Annotated in this window: 15 protein-coding genes; 11 read left to right on the top strand and 4 right to left on the bottom strand. The window is 72.2% G+C overall.

Annotated elements, in window-relative coordinates; all coding sequences use genetic code 11:
* Nucleotides 1-97 precede the first annotated feature (97 nt).
* From ACH4S9_RS28415 to ACH4S9_RS28365, 11 genes are all read left to right on the top strand, one after another.
* Entirely contained in the window at nt 98-880 is a 783-nt protein-coding gene (locus ACH4S9_RS28415; protein WP_311723339.1) for an HAD-IA family hydrolase, read from the top strand.
* A 42-nt stretch (nt 881-922) separates the two neighbouring features.
* Nucleotides 923-2155, top strand: a complete 1233-nt coding sequence (locus ACH4S9_RS28410; protein ID WP_398374377.1) for a transaldolase family protein — start codon at nt 923-925, stop codon at nt 2153-2155.
* An 8-nt stretch (nt 2156-2163) separates the two neighbouring features.
* Nucleotides 2164-2937: a hypothetical protein gene (locus ACH4S9_RS28405; RefSeq protein ID WP_311723341.1), complete on the top strand. Its 774-nt coding sequence runs from the start codon at nt 2164-2166 to the stop codon at nt 2935-2937.
* A complete protein-coding gene (locus ACH4S9_RS28400; protein WP_385337511.1) occupies nt 2934-3665 on the top strand; it encodes an SDR family NAD(P)-dependent oxidoreductase in 732 nt (243 codons plus the stop codon). The genes ACH4S9_RS28405 and ACH4S9_RS28400 overlap by 4 nt, the downstream gene beginning before the upstream one ends.
* Nucleotides 3666-3703: 38 nt before the next feature.
* Nucleotides 3704-4837, top strand: a complete 1134-nt coding sequence (locus tag ACH4S9_RS28395; RefSeq protein ID WP_398374376.1) for a hypothetical protein — start codon at nt 3704-3706, stop codon at nt 4835-4837.
* 72 nt (nt 4838-4909) lie between these two features.
* Complete coding sequence (locus ACH4S9_RS28390) at nt 4910-5695, top strand: class I SAM-dependent methyltransferase (RefSeq protein ID WP_311722313.1); 786 nt, start codon at nt 4910-4912, stop codon at nt 5693-5695.
* A 16-nt stretch (nt 5696-5711) separates the two neighbouring features.
* Nucleotides 5712-7037 (top strand): MFS transporter, encoded by a 1326-nt coding sequence (locus tag ACH4S9_RS28385; RefSeq protein ID WP_311722312.1) that lies wholly within the window; start codon nt 5712-5714, stop codon nt 7035-7037.
* A complete protein-coding gene (gene cysC, locus ACH4S9_RS28380) occupies nt 7030-7638 on the top strand; it encodes an adenylyl-sulfate kinase (RefSeq protein ID WP_398374375.1) in 609 nt (202 codons plus the stop codon). Before ACH4S9_RS28385 ends, cysC begins: the two co-directional genes overlap by 8 nt.
* Complete coding sequence (gene cysD / locus ACH4S9_RS28375) at nt 7635-8573, top strand: sulfate adenylyltransferase subunit CysD (protein ID WP_311722310.1); 939 nt, start codon at nt 7635-7637, stop codon at nt 8571-8573. Before cysC ends, cysD begins: the two co-directional genes overlap by 4 nt.
* 2 nt (nt 8574-8575) lie before the next feature.
* Nucleotides 8576-9889 (top strand): GTP-binding protein, encoded by a 1314-nt coding sequence (locus tag ACH4S9_RS28370; protein WP_311722308.1) that lies wholly within the window; start codon nt 8576-8578, stop codon nt 9887-9889.
* Nucleotides 9886-11343, top strand: coding sequence for an FAD/NAD(P)-binding protein (locus ACH4S9_RS28365; protein WP_398374374.1), 1458 nt, complete (start codon nt 9886-9888; stop codon nt 11341-11343). The genes ACH4S9_RS28370 and ACH4S9_RS28365 overlap by 4 nt, the downstream gene beginning before the upstream one ends.
* Nucleotides 11344-11407: 64 nt before the next feature.
* Here ACH4S9_RS28365 and ACH4S9_RS28360 read toward each other — a convergent pair whose 3' ends face one another.
* Genes ACH4S9_RS28360 through ACH4S9_RS28345 form a run of 4 tightly spaced genes read right to left on the bottom strand, consistent with a single transcriptional unit; the run spans nt 11408 to nt 17045 of the window.
* Nucleotides 11408-12637, bottom strand: coding sequence for a hypothetical protein (locus tag ACH4S9_RS28360; RefSeq protein WP_398374372.1), 1230 nt, complete (start codon nt 12635-12637; stop codon nt 11408-11410).
* 7 nt (nt 12638-12644) lie between these two features.
* Nucleotides 12645-13226, bottom strand: coding sequence for a hypothetical protein (locus ACH4S9_RS28355; RefSeq protein WP_311722305.1), 582 nt, complete (start codon nt 13224-13226; stop codon nt 12645-12647).
* 2 nt (nt 13227-13228) lie between these two features.
* Nucleotides 13229-14599: a hypothetical protein gene (locus ACH4S9_RS28350; protein ID WP_398374371.1), complete on the bottom strand. Its 1371-nt coding sequence runs from the start codon at nt 14597-14599 to the stop codon at nt 13229-13231.
* The gene (locus tag ACH4S9_RS28345) at nt 14592-17045 is read right to left on the bottom strand and encodes a hypothetical protein (RefSeq protein WP_398374370.1); all 2454 of its coding nucleotides are present in this window, start codon (nt 17043-17045) and stop codon (nt 14592-14594) included. Before ACH4S9_RS28345 ends, ACH4S9_RS28350 begins: the two co-directional genes overlap by 8 nt.
* Nucleotides 17046-17185 lie beyond the last annotated feature (140 nt).

Raw genomic sequence — 17185 nt, 5'->3', positions numbered from 1 at the left:
GGTCCGATTTGTTCGACTTTGGCGACCTTTCATCCGTCTCATGGGCTCGTTATCGAGCGAGAATCGGATCGTAAGGACGCACTGCTGTCCTGAAGTCATGGAAGCCACGACGGCACGGAATCCCGCTCGGAATCTCGTCATCTTCGACTGCGACGGCGTGCTGGTCGACAGTGAACGGCTCAGCGCCCGCGCCCTGCACGAGATGGGCACGGAATACGGATTCGACCTGTCGCCCGCCGAGGCACTGGCCTTCATTCGCGGCCGCAAGGTCGCGGAATGGGTGGCCGAGCTGGGGGCGCGCCGCGGCCGGAACCTTCCGGAGGACTTCGTCCGGGACTTCCGGGACCGCGCGGCACGGCTCTTCACCGCGGAGCTCACACCCGTGCCGGGCGTGCGCGACGTCGTCGAGGGGCTGACCGTCCCCTACTGCGCCGCGTCCAGCGCTCCCCGCGACAAGATCCGGCACACGCTCGGGCTCACCGGCCTGCTGCCGCTCTTCGCGTCCCGGATCTACAGCGCGTACGAAGTCGGCTGCTGGAAGCCCGATCCGGGGCTGTTCCTGCACGCCGCCGCCGACCTGGGCGTGGCTCCCCACCGCTGCGCGGTGGTCGAGGACAGCCTGGTCGGGGTACGGGCCGCGGTGGCCGCCGGGATGCCGGTGTTCGGCTACGCCCCACCCGAGAGCGGGACCGCCGATGTCCTGGCGGCGGCCGGCGCCGTCACCTTCCCGGCCATGAGCGCGCTGCCCGCCCTCCTGGATTCCGTGACACCCCGCCCGCCCCGCCCCCGCACCGGCCCGGCGCGTTCCGTGAGCCCCGTCAGCACCCCGGCAGCGGCCCGTGAGTGCGCTGTCCGCCCGCTCGGCCCGGCTCGCCCTTGACTCCCCCGAATTCCGGGGACCGGATCGGAAGGTACCTCTCGTATGTCGCTCATTCTCGAAGAACTGCAACGGGTCAGTCCCGGCACCGAGATCTGGTGGGACTCCTCCCCGCTCGACTTTCCCCGCTGGCGGGACCGTTTTCTCGCCGACGCGCCCGACCGGGACTCCTACGCACGGTGGTCCGCCGAGCTGGAACGCTTTCTGCTCCCCGAAGCCCCCGGCACTTCCCTGGTGCGCGGCATCACCACCAATCCCTCGCTCGTGGCCCAGTCCATCCTCGCCACCCCCGGGCCGTGGCGCGGGGAAATCCGGGAGATCATCGCCCGGCAGCCGTTCCCGGACGTCGAAGGCGTTTTCCGGAACGTCTACGAGGAGGCCCTCAGAAGGGCGGCGCTGCACATGCTGCCGATGTGGGAGGCGACCGACGGCCGGTTCGGCTGGGTGTCGGGACAGCTGGACCCAAGGCTGACGTTCAACGCCGAGCTGATGACCGAGCAGGCGCTGCGGATCGCCCGGATCGCCCCCAACCTGATGGTGAAGGTGCCCGGTTCGGCCGCCGGCTACGAGGTCGTCCAGGAGGTGGTGGGCCGCGGTATCTCCGTCAACGGCACACTCTCCTACACGGTCCCGCAGTTCCTCGCCTACGCCGAGGCGGTCCGTGCCGGGCTGCGGCGGGCCCGCCGCGAGGGCGTCGACACCCGTCGCTGGCGCGCCGTGTTCACCCATATGATCGGCCGCTTCGGGGCCAACACCGACCTGCGCTACGAGGCCGCCATCCGTGGCCTGGACCTCACCCCCACCGACCTCCGCTGGGGCGAGCTCGCCATCCTCAAGCGCATCCACCGCCTGGTCGAGGAGCACGGCCTGCCGGTCAAGCCCCTGGTGTCCAGCCTGGAGGCCGACGACCCGAAGCTCGGCTTCGACACCCTGAGCATGCATCTCGAACACAGTGCGGGCGGCGCCATCGCCTACACCTGCAAGCCCCGGTTCGTCGCCGACGTGATGCGCCGCGACCGGGAGGCACCGGTCTTCACCCCCGACGCCATCTCCGCGGACATCCCGGAGCAGGTGCTGGACAAGCTGATGTGGCTGCCCTCGTTCCACCGCGCCTACGAGCCGCACGGCATGGCCCCCCACGAGTTCGCCCACTACGGCGCCTTCGTGTCGACGTACACCGAAGTGCTCGGCAACACCCGCAAGCTGCTCGACTTCATCGCCCATCAGTTCCAGACGCTGTCCGCCTCCGCGCGGCCCCTGGTCCTCTCCACGAGGTGACACCCGCCATGACCGCACCCGACCCGCGCGCGCCGTCCGTGGCGCTGTGGAGCCATCCCCGCTCGATGTCCACGGCCCTGGAGCGGTCCTTCATCGAGCGAGGCGACTTCACCGTGTTCCACGAGGAGTTCGCCTACGTCTACTTCATGCACGAGAAGCGCGCCGAGATCCCGCACAAACACCCCCGCCCCGGCCACCCCCTCACCTATCCGGAGATCAAGCGGATGATGGAGGACGCCCGGCGCCAGGGCCCCGTGTTCCACAAGGACTTCCCGTACCACTGTCTCGACCACCTCCTGGCCGACCCTCGATACCTCCTGGGCCAGATCAACACCTTCCTGGTCCGCGACCCCGAGGAAGCCGTTCTCTCCCATGCCACGGTGCACCCCGGGGTCACCCGCGAGGTGCTCGGATACGAGCAGCTGGCCCGGCTCTTCGACTTCGTACGGAAGCTGACCGGACGCACCCCGCTGGTCATCAACGCCGAGGACCTGGCGACCCGCCCGGAGCAGACCATCGCCGCCTACTGCGACGCGGTCGGCATCCCGTTCCGGCCCGAGGCGCTGCGGTGGTCGCAGGGCGAGCGGCCCGAGTGGGCCACCTGGAGCGGCTGGCACACCGATGTCTCCGCCAGCGACGGCATCCGGGCCCCGCGCCGCAACTACCGGTTCGGCTACGAGGACATGCCGCATCTGCGCGACTTCGCCCGTTACTGCCGCCCGTTCTACGAACACCTCGACAGCTTCCGGCTCCGGCCGGACCACAAGGAGGCACTGACATGACCACAGGCACGGTGATCGTCACCGGCGGCGCGAGCGGCGTCGGCCGGGCCCTGGTGGGCCGGCTGCTCGACGCCGGACGCACGGTCGTGACCTGCGACATCGACGAGGCGGGGCTGAAGGAGCTCGCCGAGGAACACCAGGGCCGGCCGCTGGAGACCCAGGTCCGCGACGTGGCCTCGCACGAGGAGTGCGACACGTTCATGGACGCGGTCCTCGCCTCGCACCCCGACACCGACGCCCTGGTGAACAACGCGGGCCTGTACCTGGGCCGGCCCGTGTGGGAGTACGACGACGCCACCATCGAGCGCGTCATCGCGGTCAACGTGAAAGGCCCCGTGTGGCTGTCGCGGCGCTTCGCCGACCATCTGCTGCCCGCGCGGCGGCGCGGCGCGATCGTCAACCTGGCCTCGGTCGCCGGTGAGGTCGGCAGCTCGGACGCGCTCTACGGGACGGTGAAGGCCGGCGTCATCGGCCTCACCAAGTCCAACGCGATGAACTTCGCCCCGTACATCCGCGTCAACGTGGTCTCCCCCGGCCTGATCGTGAACACCGCCATCGCGGACCGCATCCCGGACTACCGCTACGCCGAGTACAAGCGACAGGAGCAGCTGGACGGGGACATCCGGCCCGAGTACGTGGCCGACGTGTGCGTGTTCCTGCTCGGCGACGGCTCCCGCACCCTCACCGGCGCGCTGCTGCGGGCCGACAACGGCTGCTACCCCCGCTGACGCCCCCGCCCGCCCACCCCACCGGAGAGCGCGACATCATGACCACACCCGACAAACCTCTGATCATGCTGGTCGGCATGGGCGACCTGTCGGCCAGGGTGCTCACCCTGCTGCTCGGCCACGACGCCACCAGCCGGGTGGTGCTGGCCGGCCGGGACGCCGAAACCGCCCGCCGCCGCGGCAACCTGGCCCTCTTCACCGCGGCCAACCTCGGCCGACACGCCGACATCCGCTCCGTCGGGCTGGACCTGCGGAACGTGGCCGCCACCGCCGAGACCCTGGCCCGGGTCCGCCCCGACATCATCTTCATGGGCGCCTCGCTCCAGTCGTGGCGCGTCATCACCCAGCTTCCGAAGCCCGTCTTCGACGAGCTGGACGAGGCCCAGCTCGGCCCCTGGCTGCCCATGCACCTGACCCTGAACCATCTGCTGATGCGGGCGGTCCGGGACTCCGGCACCGGGGCCCGCGTCGTCAACGCCGCGTTTCCGGATGCCGTCGGCCCGGTGCTCGACAAGGTCGGCCTCGCCCCCACCGTGGGCATCGGCAACGTGGCCAACATCGTGCCCGCCCTGACCCACGGCGCGGCGCACCTGCTGGGCGCGCCCGTCGAGGAGGTGGAGCTGCGGCTGGTGGCCCAGCACTACTTCAGCCACTACGTGCCGCGCTTCGGCGATGCCGGCGAAGGCGCCTACCACCTCGATGTGCGGGTCGCCGGCGCCCCGGCCGCCGTGGACCACCACCGGCTCTTCGCCCAGCTCGACAACCGCCTCAAGCGGCTGGGCGGCATCGACGGACAGCTGCTGACCGCCTCGTCGGCGGTCCGGGTGCTGCACGGCATGGCCGCCGACAGCGGCGTACGGGCGCACACGCCCGCGCCGGGCGGGCTGCCCGGCGGCTACCCGGTGCGGATACGCCGGGGCGGGGCCGAACTCGACCTGCCCGAGGGCCTCACCGTGGAGCGCGCGGTGCGCATCAACGAGGACTGTCAGCGGGCGGACGGCATCGAGCGGATCGACGACGACGCGACCGTGCACTTCACCGAACGCGAGTCGGCCGTCATGAACCAGCTCCTGGGCTACGACTGCACCAGCGTCAAGCTCGGCGACTGTCCCCATTGGGCCGATGAACTCGCCTGCAAATACGGGGAGTTCGCGGCGCGCTTCGACACCTGACCGCGCCGCGCCGCACCCCGCCGGTGCGGCGCGGCTCCCGATCCCCTCCGTCCCACCCTGGAGAGACATCTCATGACCACCACCCGAACCACGCGGACGGTGCTCGACGACCACCGCACCGCCGACGACTTCGCGGCGCAGTACGGCACCGCGCTCGTGGACCGCTGGGACGACCTCATCGACTGGGACCGCCGCGAACGGAGCGAACAGGGATTCTTCGCGAAGCTGCTGACGACCGCGAAGGCACATCGGGTCCTCGACGTCGCGGCCGGCACGGGCTATCACTCGGTGTCCCTCGCCCGGCACGGCTTCGATGTGACCGCCGTCGACGGCAGCCCCGAGATGGTCGCGCGGACCCGGCGCAACGCGGCCCGCCACGGCCTCACGTTCCCCGTGGTCGAGGCCGACTGGCGCACCCTGCGCCGCCATCTCGACGGCCGCTACGACGCGGTCGTCTGCCTCGGCAGCTCCTTCCCGCACCTCTTCCACGAGGCGGACCGCAGGGCGGTGCTGGCCGAGTTCCGCGAGGCACTGAACCCGGGCGGCATCCTCATCGTCGACCACCGCAACTTCGACTCCATCCGCCGCCACCGCTATCGCAGCAGCGGCAACTACTACTACTGCGGCACGGGCGCCTCGGTCTCCGTCGCGCGCGTCGACGACCGGCTGTGCCGGTTCCGCTACGAGTTCGGCGACGGGGACGTCCACCACCTGGAGGTCTATCCGATCCTGTCCGCCGAGCTGTCCGGCCTGCTGGTGGACTCGGGCTTCGACTCGGTGCGGGACTTCGGGGACTTCCGCGAGGACTTCGACGCGTATGACGCGGACTTCATCATCCACGTCGCCCGCAAGTCGTAGGGAAGGACGGCACACTGTGGCAACCGACACCCCGGTGAACCCCAAGGACACCGACCGCGCGCGGACCCTCGCCGGCTTCGCCATCACGGTGCTGCTGACCAGCTTCGTGGCGGCCACCTACGGATTCGGGTTCTACCTGTTCGCGCAGATCGTCACGGACATGCGCGAGGACCTCGGCTTCGGCTACACCGTCGTGGGCACCGTGACGGCGGCCGGGCAGTTGGGCTTCCTGCTGTTCGCCCTGCTCGGCACCTGGCTGTCCACCCGGGTCGGCGCCGGATATGTGACCATCGGCTCGGCCGCCCTGTGCGGGCTGTGTCTGGTCCTCGTCCCGGTCACCGACAGCATCGTGGTCATCGGAATCCTGCTCACCATCATGGGCGGCACCGCCGCCTCGGTGTATGTGCCCCTGGTGGAGATCGTCGGCAAGGTCATCGACTACCGCCACCGGGGCAAGGTCCTCGGCCTGATCTCCAGCGGCACCAGCTACGGCGTCGTGGTCAACAGTCTCCTGGTGCCCGCCTTCGTGGGCGGCGGCAACTGGCGCGGCCTGTGGTACTGCGTGGGCCTCGGCACCCTGATGACCACCGCCGTCGCGACCTTCACCTTTCTGCGGCTCGGGCTCTTCCGCGGCGACGACGGCGAGCCCGGCCACGCGCCGGAGCAGTCGGGAGAGCGCGACGAGCCCGCCGCCGACAGCGCCAGGGCGGGCTGGCGGATGGTGCTCGTCCGCTGGGTGGTCATCGTCTGGATCATCAAGTTCCTGAACGGTTTCGCCTGTATGCCCTTCCAGAACTATCTCTCCCCCTACCTGCGCGAGGAGCAGGGCTTCGATATCCACTCCGCGGCGCAGGTCTGGGGAGTCATCGGCTTCATCGGGATGTTCGCGGGGTTCGCGGTCGGCTGGCTCTCCGACCGGATCGGCGTGCGCACCTCGCTGCTGCTGTGCTACGCGATGTTCTTCGTGTCGGCGATGCTGCTCGTCCTCGCGCCGGTCCACTTCCTCCCGATGGTGTCGGGCGTGCTGTTCGCACTCGCCTTCTACCCCATCTACGGCCTGGTCCCGGCGTATGTCTCCAAGTCCGCGTCCGGCGCGGCGGCCACCGTCATCTTCGGAGTCACCAACGTCACCCAGGGCCTCGGCGGAATCGTCGGCAACTACACCGCCGGCTTCCTCAAATCGGCCACGGGCGACTTCAGGTGGTACTACGTCGTGATCGCCGCGACCACGGTCGTGCTGGGCTTCCTGGCCACGCGGCTGCCCCGCGAAGGCTCCCCCGAGAGCGCGGTGGGCAAGCAGCCCCCTCCGTCCCGAGTCGACAAGGACCTCGCCCATGCCTAGCCTCCACACCCTGTCCCCGACCGGCACCACCACCCCCGCGATCGACCGCACCCCCTTCTGCACCTGCTGCCCCGGGGCGACGGTGTGGCTGACCGGGCTGCCCAGCGCGGGCAAGACCACCATCGCGTACGAACTGGCGGACCGGATACGCGCCGAGGGCCGCCGGGTCGAAGTACTGGACGGCGACGAGCTGCGCCGCTTCCTCTCGGCGGGCCTGGGGTTCGGCCGCGCGGACCGGCACACCAACGTCCAGCGCATCGGACTCGTCGCCGAAATCCTCGCGCGCAACGGGGTGCTGGCCCTCGTGCCCGTCATCGCGCCGTATGCGGAGAGCCGTGCGGCGGTGCGCGCCCGCCACGCGGCCTCCGGCACGCCCTACCTCGAGGTGCATGTGGCCGCACCGGTCGAGGTGTGCTCCGTACGCGATGTGAAGGGCCTGTACGCCAGAGCGGCCGCGGGCGAGCTGACCGGGCTGACCGGGGTCGACGACCCGTACGAGGAGCCCGAGTCGCCCGATCTGCGGATCGCCTCGCACACCGAGTCGGCAACGGAATCGGCACAGGCGCTGTATGCGCTGCTCACGGAGAGGGGGCTGGCGTGACCAGGAGCATCACCCGCGTCGAGGCCGACCTGGACGGCCCGTACACGCTGTCCCATCTGAACACGCTGGAGTCGGAGGCGGTGCACATCTTCCGCGAGGTGGCGGGCGAGTTCGAGCGGCCGGTGATCCTGTTCTCCGGCGGCAAGGACTCCATCGTCATGCTGCACCTCGCCGTGAAGGCGTTCGCCCCGGCGCCGGTGCCCTTCGCCCTGCTGCACGTGGACACCGGACACAACTTCCCCGAGGTCATCGACTACCGGGACCGCACGGTGGCCCGGCACCGCCTGCGGCTGCACGTGGCCTCCGTCCAGGACTACATCGACCGAGGGGTCCTCAAGGAGCGTCCCGACGGCACCCGCAACCCGCTCCAGACGCTGCCGCTGACGGAGAAGATCCAGGCCGAGCGGTTCGACGCGGTGTTCGGCGGCGGGCGCCGCGACGAGGAGAAGGCCCGCGCCAAGGAGCGGGTGTTCTCGCTGCGGGACGAGTTCTCGCAGTGGGACCCGCGCCGCCAGCGCCCCGAGCTGTGGAACCTGTACAACGGCCGCCACGCGCCGGGCGAGCACGTCCGCGTGTTCCCGCTGTCCAACTGGACCGAGCTGGACGTGTGGCAGTACATCGCGCGGGAGGGCATCACGCTGCCGGCCATCTACTTCGCCCACCGCCGCGAGGTCTTCCGGCGCAACGGCATGTGGCTGACCGCAGGCGACTGGGGCGGCCCGAGGGACGGCGAAACCGTGGAGAAGCGCCTCGTGCGGTACCGGACCGTGGGAGACATGTCCTGCACCGGTGCCGTCGACTCGGACGCCACCACGCTGGACGCCGTCATCGCCGAGATCGCCGCCTCCCGGCTCACCGAGCGCGGCGCCACCCGCGCCGACGACAAACTCTCCGAGGCCGCGATGGAAGACCGCAAACGGGAAGGGTACTTCTGACCATGACCACCACCCCGTCCGGCACCGTCGACACCCTGCGCTTCGCCACCGCGGGCTCCGTCGACGACGGCAAGTCCACCCTCGTCGGCCGTCTTCTGCACGACTCCAAGTCGGTCCTCGCCGACCAGCTGGAGGCCGTGGAGCGCGCATCGGCCAACCGCGGCCAGGAAGGCCCGGACCTGGCGCTGCTCACCGACGGCCTGCGCGCCGAGCGCGAGCAGGGCATCACCATCGATGTCGCCTACCGCTACTTCGCCACGCCCCGGCGCCGGTTCATCCTCGCCGACACCCCCGGCCATGTGCAGTACACCCGCAACATGGTCACCGGCGCCTCCACCGCCGAACTCACGGTGATCCTGGTCGACGCCCGCAACGGCGTCGTCGAGCAGACCCGCCGCCACGCCGCCATCGCGGCCCTGCTGCGCGTCCCCCACGTGGTCCTCGCCGTCAACAAGATGGACCTCGTCGGCTACCGGGAGCCGGTCTTCGCCACCATCGCCGAGGAGTTCACGGCCTACGCCACCGAACTCGGCATCCCCGGCTGGGGGCCTGGGGGGAACCCCCAGGAAAAATGGTGTACCGCCATCCCGATCTCGGCGCTCGCCGGTGACAACGTGGTGGAGCCGTCCGCCACCATGGACTGGTACGGCGGCCCGACCGTCCTCGAACACCTCGAGGCCGTGCGCACCACGGGATCCCTCTCGCGGGAGCCGATGCGGTTCCCCGTCCAGTACGTCACCCGGCCACGGACCGCCGAACACCCCGACTACCGCGGCTACGCGGGCCAGATCGCCTCCGGCACGCTCCGCGTCGGCGAGCGGATCGCCGTGCTGCCCTCCGGCCGTACGACGACGATCTCCGGCATCGACCTGCTCGGCGAACCGGTCGAGGTGGCGCGGGCGCCCCAGTCGGTCACGGTGCTTCTCTCGGCAGACCTCGATGTGGGCCGCGGCGACCTGATCGCGCCGGCCGGGGCGCCCCCCGCGCCCGTGCGGGACGTCGTCGCCACGGTCTGCCATGTCGCGGACGAGCCGCTGGTGCCCGGCCGGCGGGTGCTGCTCAAACACACCACCCGCACCGTGCAGGCGGTCGTCAAGGACATCCCGTCCCGGCTGACGCTCGACGACCTGTCCCGGCATCCCGATCCGGGACGGCTGGTCGCCAACGACATCGGCACCGTCGTCCTCCGGACCGCCGAGCCGATCGCGTGCGACGCCTACGCCGAGTGCCGGCGCACGGGCGCGTTCATCCTGATCGACCCGGCCGACGGCACCACCCTGACCGCCGGCATGGTGGACGGGCGGCCCCCATCATGAGCGACCGCCACGGGGAGACGGCCTTCCGGGTCGCCGTCGTCGGGGCGGGCGCGGCGGGCACACTCGTGTGCGCCGCGCTCCTGAACGCGGCCTCCGCCGGCGGGCTGCGCGTACGGGTGGACCTGGTCGATCCCTCCCCCGACACGGGACGGGGCGTCGCCTACCGGACACCGGACCCCCGCCACCTGCTGAACGTGCCCGCCGGGCGGATGAGCGCGACCGACGACGCCGACGACTTCCGCCGCTGGCTGTCGGCGCGCGAAGGCCGTGCGGTCGGGCCCGGGGAGTACGTTCCCCGGGCCCGCTACGGCGGCTATCTGGCCGACCGGTTGAGGTCTGCCGCGTCGGACGCCGCTCCGTACGGGTCCCTGCGCCGGGTGCACGACCGGGCCGAGGGGGTCCGCCCCCGCGACGGGGCGGTGCGGCTGAGCCTGCGCGGCGGCGCGGTCCTGGAGTCGGACGCGGCCGTGCTCGCGCTCGGCCATCTGGCGCCGAGGACCGGCTGGGCCCCGCCGGCCCTGCGGGCCTCGGGCCGCTTCGTCGCCGACCCATGGTGGCCGGGGGTGCCGGCGTCGATCCCCGGGGATCGCGATGTCCTGCTGGTGGGCACGGGCCTGACGATGTGCGACATGGCCCGGTCGCTGGTCCGGCCGGGCCGGACGGTGTACGCGGTGTCCACGCACGGTCTGCTGCCGGCCGCCCACGCCCCGGCACCGGCGGCACCCCTCGCCCCCTGCCCACCGCCGGAGGTGCGGTCCCTCGCCGCCCTGGAGCGCCTGGTCATGCTGCGGGCGGCGCGGGCGCGCCGCGTCTGCGGTGACTGGCGGCCCGCTCTGGACGCACTGCGCCCGCACACCACCGCGGTGTGGCAGCGCCTTTCGGCCGCGGAGCAGCGGGAGTTTCTGCGGACGCGGCTGCGGTGGTGGGAGGTTCACCGACACCGCATGCCGCCCGACACCCACGCGGCCGTCCGGGGCGCGCTGGGGACGGGCGGCCTGCGGGTCCTGCGCGGGGCGCTGAGTGCCGAGGACTTCCGCGTCACCGCGTCCGGCGAAGTCCGCGTCCGGCTTCCGGCGCCGTACGCGGGCTGGACCGGGCCGCTCGGCGCCGTCGTCAACTGCACCGGTACGGAGGGCCGGGTGACCGAGGCCGCCGACCCGCTCGTCCGCAGCCTCCTGGCCGCGGGCCTCGCCCGCCCCGGCCCGCACGCCCTGGGCTTCGACACAGCCCCCGACGGCCGCCTCCTGCCCGCCTTCCCGCCGCCCGGCCCGGGAGATCCCGCGCCCCTGTGGACGCTCGGATCGCTGCGCCGCGGCAACCTGTGGGAGACGACGGCGATCCCCGAGATCCGCGTCCAGGCGAACCGGATCGCCACCGCCGTCGTCGCCCTGTTGGCGGGCCACCGCCCGGCCGAGCGGCAGCCCACCACCCCGTACCTCGCACAACCGGTCTAGCGCACCCTTCCCCCGCCCCTTCCCGGGAGGGGCGGGGAAGGGGGACGAGCCCGCCGGGGCGCTGTCAGCGGAGGGGCATCGGGTCCTTGGCGCCGACCCGCGCCGCGTGCACCGCCGTGCCCTGCCCGCTCGCCGCCGAGCCGGTGCCCACCGACGCGGGCGACGAGGCGATCACGCTCGCGTTGCCGAGCGCCCGTACGGTGCCCGGGTCCAGACGCGTCGCGCGGGAGCGGACATTGGTGCCGGTGACATGGGACCAGTGGTGGATGATCCGGTCCATGACCGGGCGCAGTTGCGAGCCGCGAGTGTAGAAGTACTCGGGCTGCTGGGTCGGCTCCAGCCGCCGCTCGATCGAGTACAGCAGCAGTGAGACGTCCGGCCCGAGCTGGAGGAACGACCGGGAGTCCTGGTGTGCGTCCAGCTTGACCCGCGCGCCGAGCCGCCGCAGCCGCTCGTGCGGGGTGCTGGCGGTGGCCCGCAGGTCGCGCACCACCGGGCTCTCCCAGCTGATCGCCAGATGCAGCCAGGACAGGAAGGTCACCGCGACGAACTCCTCGTGCGCCAGCCCCGCCTGCGACGGGCCGCGCCGGTCCAGCATGACGTCGCCGATCTCCTGGACCAGGTCCTGGATGCGGAAGTCGTCCGTCGGATTCGCGCCCGAGGTGTTGCCGGCGTGCTGGATGCCGATGGACACCTCCTCCAGCAACTGCCCGAAGAGCACCGGGAAGCGCTGGTTGGTGACGTCGGTGCGGTGGTACGGATACGCCCCGGGCTTGCCGCCCCGGCCGTGGTTCAGATCGAGTCCGAGCAGCCGGTGGTAGGCGTTGCGGCGGACGGCGTCCGCGTCGGGCCGCAGCTCGCCGGTGACGGCGAGCACCGACAGGGGCCCGGGGTCGCGGAAGAACAGCCGCTCGGTCTGGTCCAGCCACTGGAGGGTCTCGGCGGACGGCGTGTTGAAGTTCTCCGTGTTGAAGAAGGACACCAGGATGCGCCGGAAGATCTCCAGGATCCGGGTGTTCTCCAGCATGTAGGCGTAGATGAGATGGTCGGTCTTCTCCGGCAGCGGGATCTCGGTGTTCTGGAAGCCGGTCAGCACCCTCCGAGCATTCTCCTGGGCGTCGCGCGCGTACGCCGGGTCCCGCACGGGGTAGGACTCGCTCTTCTGCTGCCAGGTCGCCTCGACCAGCGAGGCGAGGTCGCCCGCCGTCTGCCGCGAGATGAACTCCGCCACCTGCGCGAATGTCTTCTTGGGCTGGGAAGCCGCCAGCAGGGCGCCGGCGAGTTGCATGAACACGGGTCGGTCACCTCTCGGGAGTCAGGACATCGGCGGGCAGGGACAGCCTGCGGCGGGAGACAGTGGTGTCCGGGCTGTACGTCCGGGTCTCACCCGCCGTGTCCTTGTAGACGACGCTGCCGGTGACGGCGAAGGGGCCGGGGCCGTTCGGTATGCGCACGGGGGCCACGAGATAGCCGCCCCGGGCCACGGTGGGCTTCGGCCCGCCCGGGTAGGTGTACCTCTCCACCCCGTCGATCCTGATCGAGACCTTGAACGCCTCGGGTTTCGAGGGGGAGTTCACCGCGCGGGTGACGACCTGGGCGTGCTCCTCGGCCGGGTCGCTCCAGCGGGTGGTGAACGGCGGGTAGGCCGGTGTCGGCTTGCGCCCGGCGATGGCGTCGTGCGCGGTGAGGAACTCCGCGTAGAGGCTGTTGAAGGAGGCCGCTCCGAGCTTCTCCTCGTCGGTGAGCTCCTGCCGGGCCAGCCGCCGCGGCAGCAGGCGCAGCTGGTCGACGACGCCCTGAAGCGGGTTCGGGGCCGGGTCCGCCGCGGTGGCGACCGCGGTGGAGGGCTCGATCTGTTTGGGTGTGGTGCCTGTGGTGGTCATGGTCAGCCTTTCCTGCCGAGCGCCAGCAGCCAGTTCTCGAACTCGGTGCGTGCCTGGTCCGCGTCGGGGCCGTCGAGTGACAGCCGCAGGCAGCCAAGAGCGAGAATCCGGAGCGGTTCCGCATCGGCCCAGTAATCGGATGTGTAGAGCGCGGGCCCGCCGCGCCGGGACAGGGCCGCGAGCTCGCCGGGCGACACCCGGCCGGGGTCCAGCAGCGCCGCGAGCGGCCGTCCGCGGAAGGCGGACGCGGACTGGCGCAGGCAGGCCCGGGCCAGCCGGGGGATCACCGGTACGGCCCGCCGCAGCGCGTCCGCGCGCTCCTTCGGCAGGTCGTCGAGCGGGTACGAGCGCAGCCAGGCGCGCTCCATGTCATCCCAGGGCCCGCTGCCGTACCAGTCGCGGCACATCGCGGCGCCGAGCAGGACGCGCAGATACGCGGGCGGGTGCGGGTCGCCCGCCAGGACGGTGGTCACGGCCTGCGGCGGTCCCGCGATGACATCGTGCAGGGCGGCCAGGGCCGCGTAGCCGGTGTGCGCGAAGGCGTACGCGTCGGCGGCGATCTCCTGCGCCCACTGCGCCCACGCGTCGGCGACAGCCTCGCCTCCCGGGCGGGCGGCGGTGTGCAGCGCCCGGGCCAGCTCCTCGTTCCAGCCGAGCTGGAAGGCGACCTGGTGGCCCGTCTCGTGGATGAGCGCGGTCGGGCGGAGCAGATTGTGCCGGGTGATCTTGATGGCCGCCACCGGGCTGATGGCCGCCGGATCCCACAGCCGCACCCCGGCGCGGAGGATCGAGGCCCCCATCCCCTTGTCGATGTAGGTGAGCACCTCGGGCACGGGCTGCCCGAGCTGCGGCAGGACCGCCGTCATGCTGCGGACGGCGAGCAGGTCGCAGGCGCGCAGCAGCGAGGTCAGCCGCTGCCCGGTGCGGGTGTTGACGGCGTCGCCGTAGAAGTCGGCGACCGTCTCCACGCGCTGGATGTCGCGGCGCACCGCCACCACGCCCCGGCGCACGGCCTGTACCTCCTCGACCGTGCGGGCCCGGGCCAGCGCGCCCGCGAGCGCGCGTGTCCTCGGGCGCAACCGGTCCACGGCGCGCTGTAGTTCGGTGCGGAGGGCGATCCCGAGCCGGTGTTCCAGCGAGGCCCAGGCGGCCGCCGAGGCGAAGTTCTCCGGCTGGGCCAGGCCCTCGGTGGCGGCGGTCCAGTGGGCGAGCTGCCGGGCGGTCTGGACACGTAACGCCGCCGCGTCCGGACCCTCTTCCGGTGTGGTGCCGGCAGGCCGCGGCCGCGGATCCGTCGCGCCCGGGTGCGCGGGGGCGGGCGGAGGCACGTCGACCGGGACCGCCCGGGGTCTCGGCCGGAGCGTCTCAACCACGGTGACGGCCCGCCTTGACCTCCACCTTGGCGGCGGGCTCGGCGGCGAGCGCGGCGACGGCCCGGGACACCTCCGGCAGGGAGGGCAGCCGGCGCGCCAGGATGCCGGTGACGATCCCGACCAGCGGGGCGCCGGGCAGGGTGACGACCAGCGTGACCCCGTCCCTCGGGTCCTGGAGCGCGCGGGCGAACTCGTCGACCCGGCCCTTGAAGTACTGCGCGAACGCCTGGCCCGCCGCCCGCTTCAGCCCCTCCGCGACGGCGTCGCGCAGCCGTGGCGGAAGCGACGAGACGAACTCCTCGCCCTCGTCGGCCGGGGACAGGTGAGAGGACTGCTCGTACGCCTCGCGGAACACCCGCACATTGCGGCTCTCGCCGCCGAACAGCGCCGTCACCGTGGCCTCGGCCAGCGCGGAGCCGAGGCTGCCGAGGAAGGGGCCCACGGCGGGCGGCGTGCCCGCCGACCGAAGGATGTCCTGGGCGCGCTCCTCGGCCAGGTGGAGCGCGATGGCCAGGCTCTCCCGGCCCGCGCGGGCGTCGACGGTGAGCTGGACCTCGGTGGGCCTGCGCTGGTGTCCGGGCGCCGCGGCCCCGCCGCCCGCGCCCTGGCGCCGGTCGGCCAGTTCGATGCCGTACAGCCGCACCCCCCTGGGCAGTTGGCGCCCCTTGACGACCTTCGGGACCTTCGCCATGCCGAGCCCAGGGTGGCCGAGGAGGGAGTCGGCGGCCTGCCGGGTGAGCGGCAGCAGGGTCAGCAGCCGGGCGCCCGCGCGCCCGGCGCCGCGCTGCTCGGCGGCCTGGATCTGGCGGGCCCAGCTGTGGGCTCCGGCCTCGTACAGGTGGATCTTCAGCCGCACCGGGAAGGCGCGCACCCGGAACTGGTCCCGCAACACCGTGGCCAGCGGTGTCCCGCCGCCGGTGCGCAGCGCGGCGGCCTGCTCGGCGCCGACCTCCACCTCGAAGACGCGCGAGTACTTCTTGTAGCGCAGCGCTCCCTTGGCGCCGCGCGGCAGCGGCACCCACATGCCCTTGACCCCGGGGGCCTCGGTCTCCGCCAGGTCCTCGCGCAGCAGGGTGGAGGGGATGTTCGCGGCGGCGGCGACATTGAACGCCTTTCCCGCGGCGACCTCGAGCCGCACCGGGTCCTCCAGCTCCTCGGCGGGGAGCTGGGCGAGCTGCCGGACGGTGTCCTCGGCGGTGGCGGCGAGCGCGCTCGCCGCGAGCCGCTCCGGCGCCTCCGCGGCGGTCTCCATGCTGAGGAGCTTCAGGCCGGTGTCGGCGACGGCGTCGGCCAGGATGCGGGCGTTGCGCGGGCCGGTGAACTTGCCGATGAGCGCGGCGAGCAGGTTGGACAGCGCCCCGACGACGTTCTGCCGCCCGGCGATCTGGACGATCTTGCGCACGATGGGCAGCGCGGCCATCACGACCGGCAGGAACTCCTCCAGCGCGGGCCGCGGATCACCGCCGTCCGGCAGTCGGCCGAGCGCCTCGGTGAACCGCTCCCGGGCCTCGGCCAGCGCCTCGGCCTCGGCGGCCGGGCTCTGCTGTCCGTATGCCTCGGCGGCCCCACCGGACAGGGACTGGGCAGCCTCGGCGGCCCACGCCTCGCGCTCGCTCTCGTCGCCCGTCAGCAGCAGGCCCGCGGTGGCTCCGGCGAGTTCGAGGCTGAGCAGGGCGGCCGGGGCCGGCTCCGCGCCGAGCGCCTCGGCGGCCGGCGCCCGGTCGGCGCTCGCGGCCTCCTCCGTCTCTTCCGCCTCCGTCATCGGCGCCTCGCGCAGCAGCTTCCGGGCGAGCTGGGTGGCGATCGGGCGGACCGGGGCGGGCAGCCGGCCGATGGCGATCTTCAGCACCCGCATCAGCAACGGCTGCACGATCGGGCGCAGCTGGCGCAGGATGACGCCGATGGGCATCACCTTGGCCACCGCCTTGACGCCCGTCTTGACGGCCTGGACGCCCTTCTTGGCCAGGTTCACCGCGCCGCTGACCGCCTTCTTGGCGAAGTTCTTCAGCGCTCCCAGGAACTGCTCGAATGCGGGTGACTCCCCCACGCCGGCCGGTGGCGCCACCGACTCGAAGACGCTCTCCAGCTCGGCCTCGGTGAGGGAGCGCGTGTCCGCCTCGCCCGCGGCCTCGGCGAGCGCCTCCAGATACCGCTCCGCCTGCTCGGCGAGCGCCTCCAGATGCTCGCGCACCGGCTGCTCCGCCGCCTCCGAGGCGGTGGCGCCCACCAGGGCGGCCGAGTGCTCGGCGTGTAACGCGGCCGTCTCCTCGAGCAGTTCGGAGAGGGCCTCTTCCATCTCGTCCGAGTAGAGCTCGGCGAGCAGTTCGCGCACCGCCTCACTGTGCGCGTCCACGGACCCGCGCCCGGTGTCGCGGGCCGCGCCCCGGAACGGGCTGTCCAGGTAGGACGCGGACGGCGCCTCGGTCCATTCCTCTTCATCGGACACGTCCCCCCGCTCTTCCGAGCGGAAGGGGGAGGTGGGTGCCCATGCCACATTGTCGGTCAGTGTCACGCTTCCCCCGTCAGTCTCAAGCGAATTACCGAACCGTTGGCGATGATAAAACGCAAGGACGGACATAGCGGCGG

This window comes from Streptomyces sp. NPDC021225, from assembly GCF_044332865.1.
In the GTDB taxonomy this organism is placed as follows: domain Bacteria; phylum Actinomycetota; class Actinomycetes; order Streptomycetales; family Streptomycetaceae; genus Streptomyces.
The sequence above is the reverse complement of the archived record's forward strand: the minus strand, read 5'-3'. Positions and strand labels throughout refer to the sequence as shown.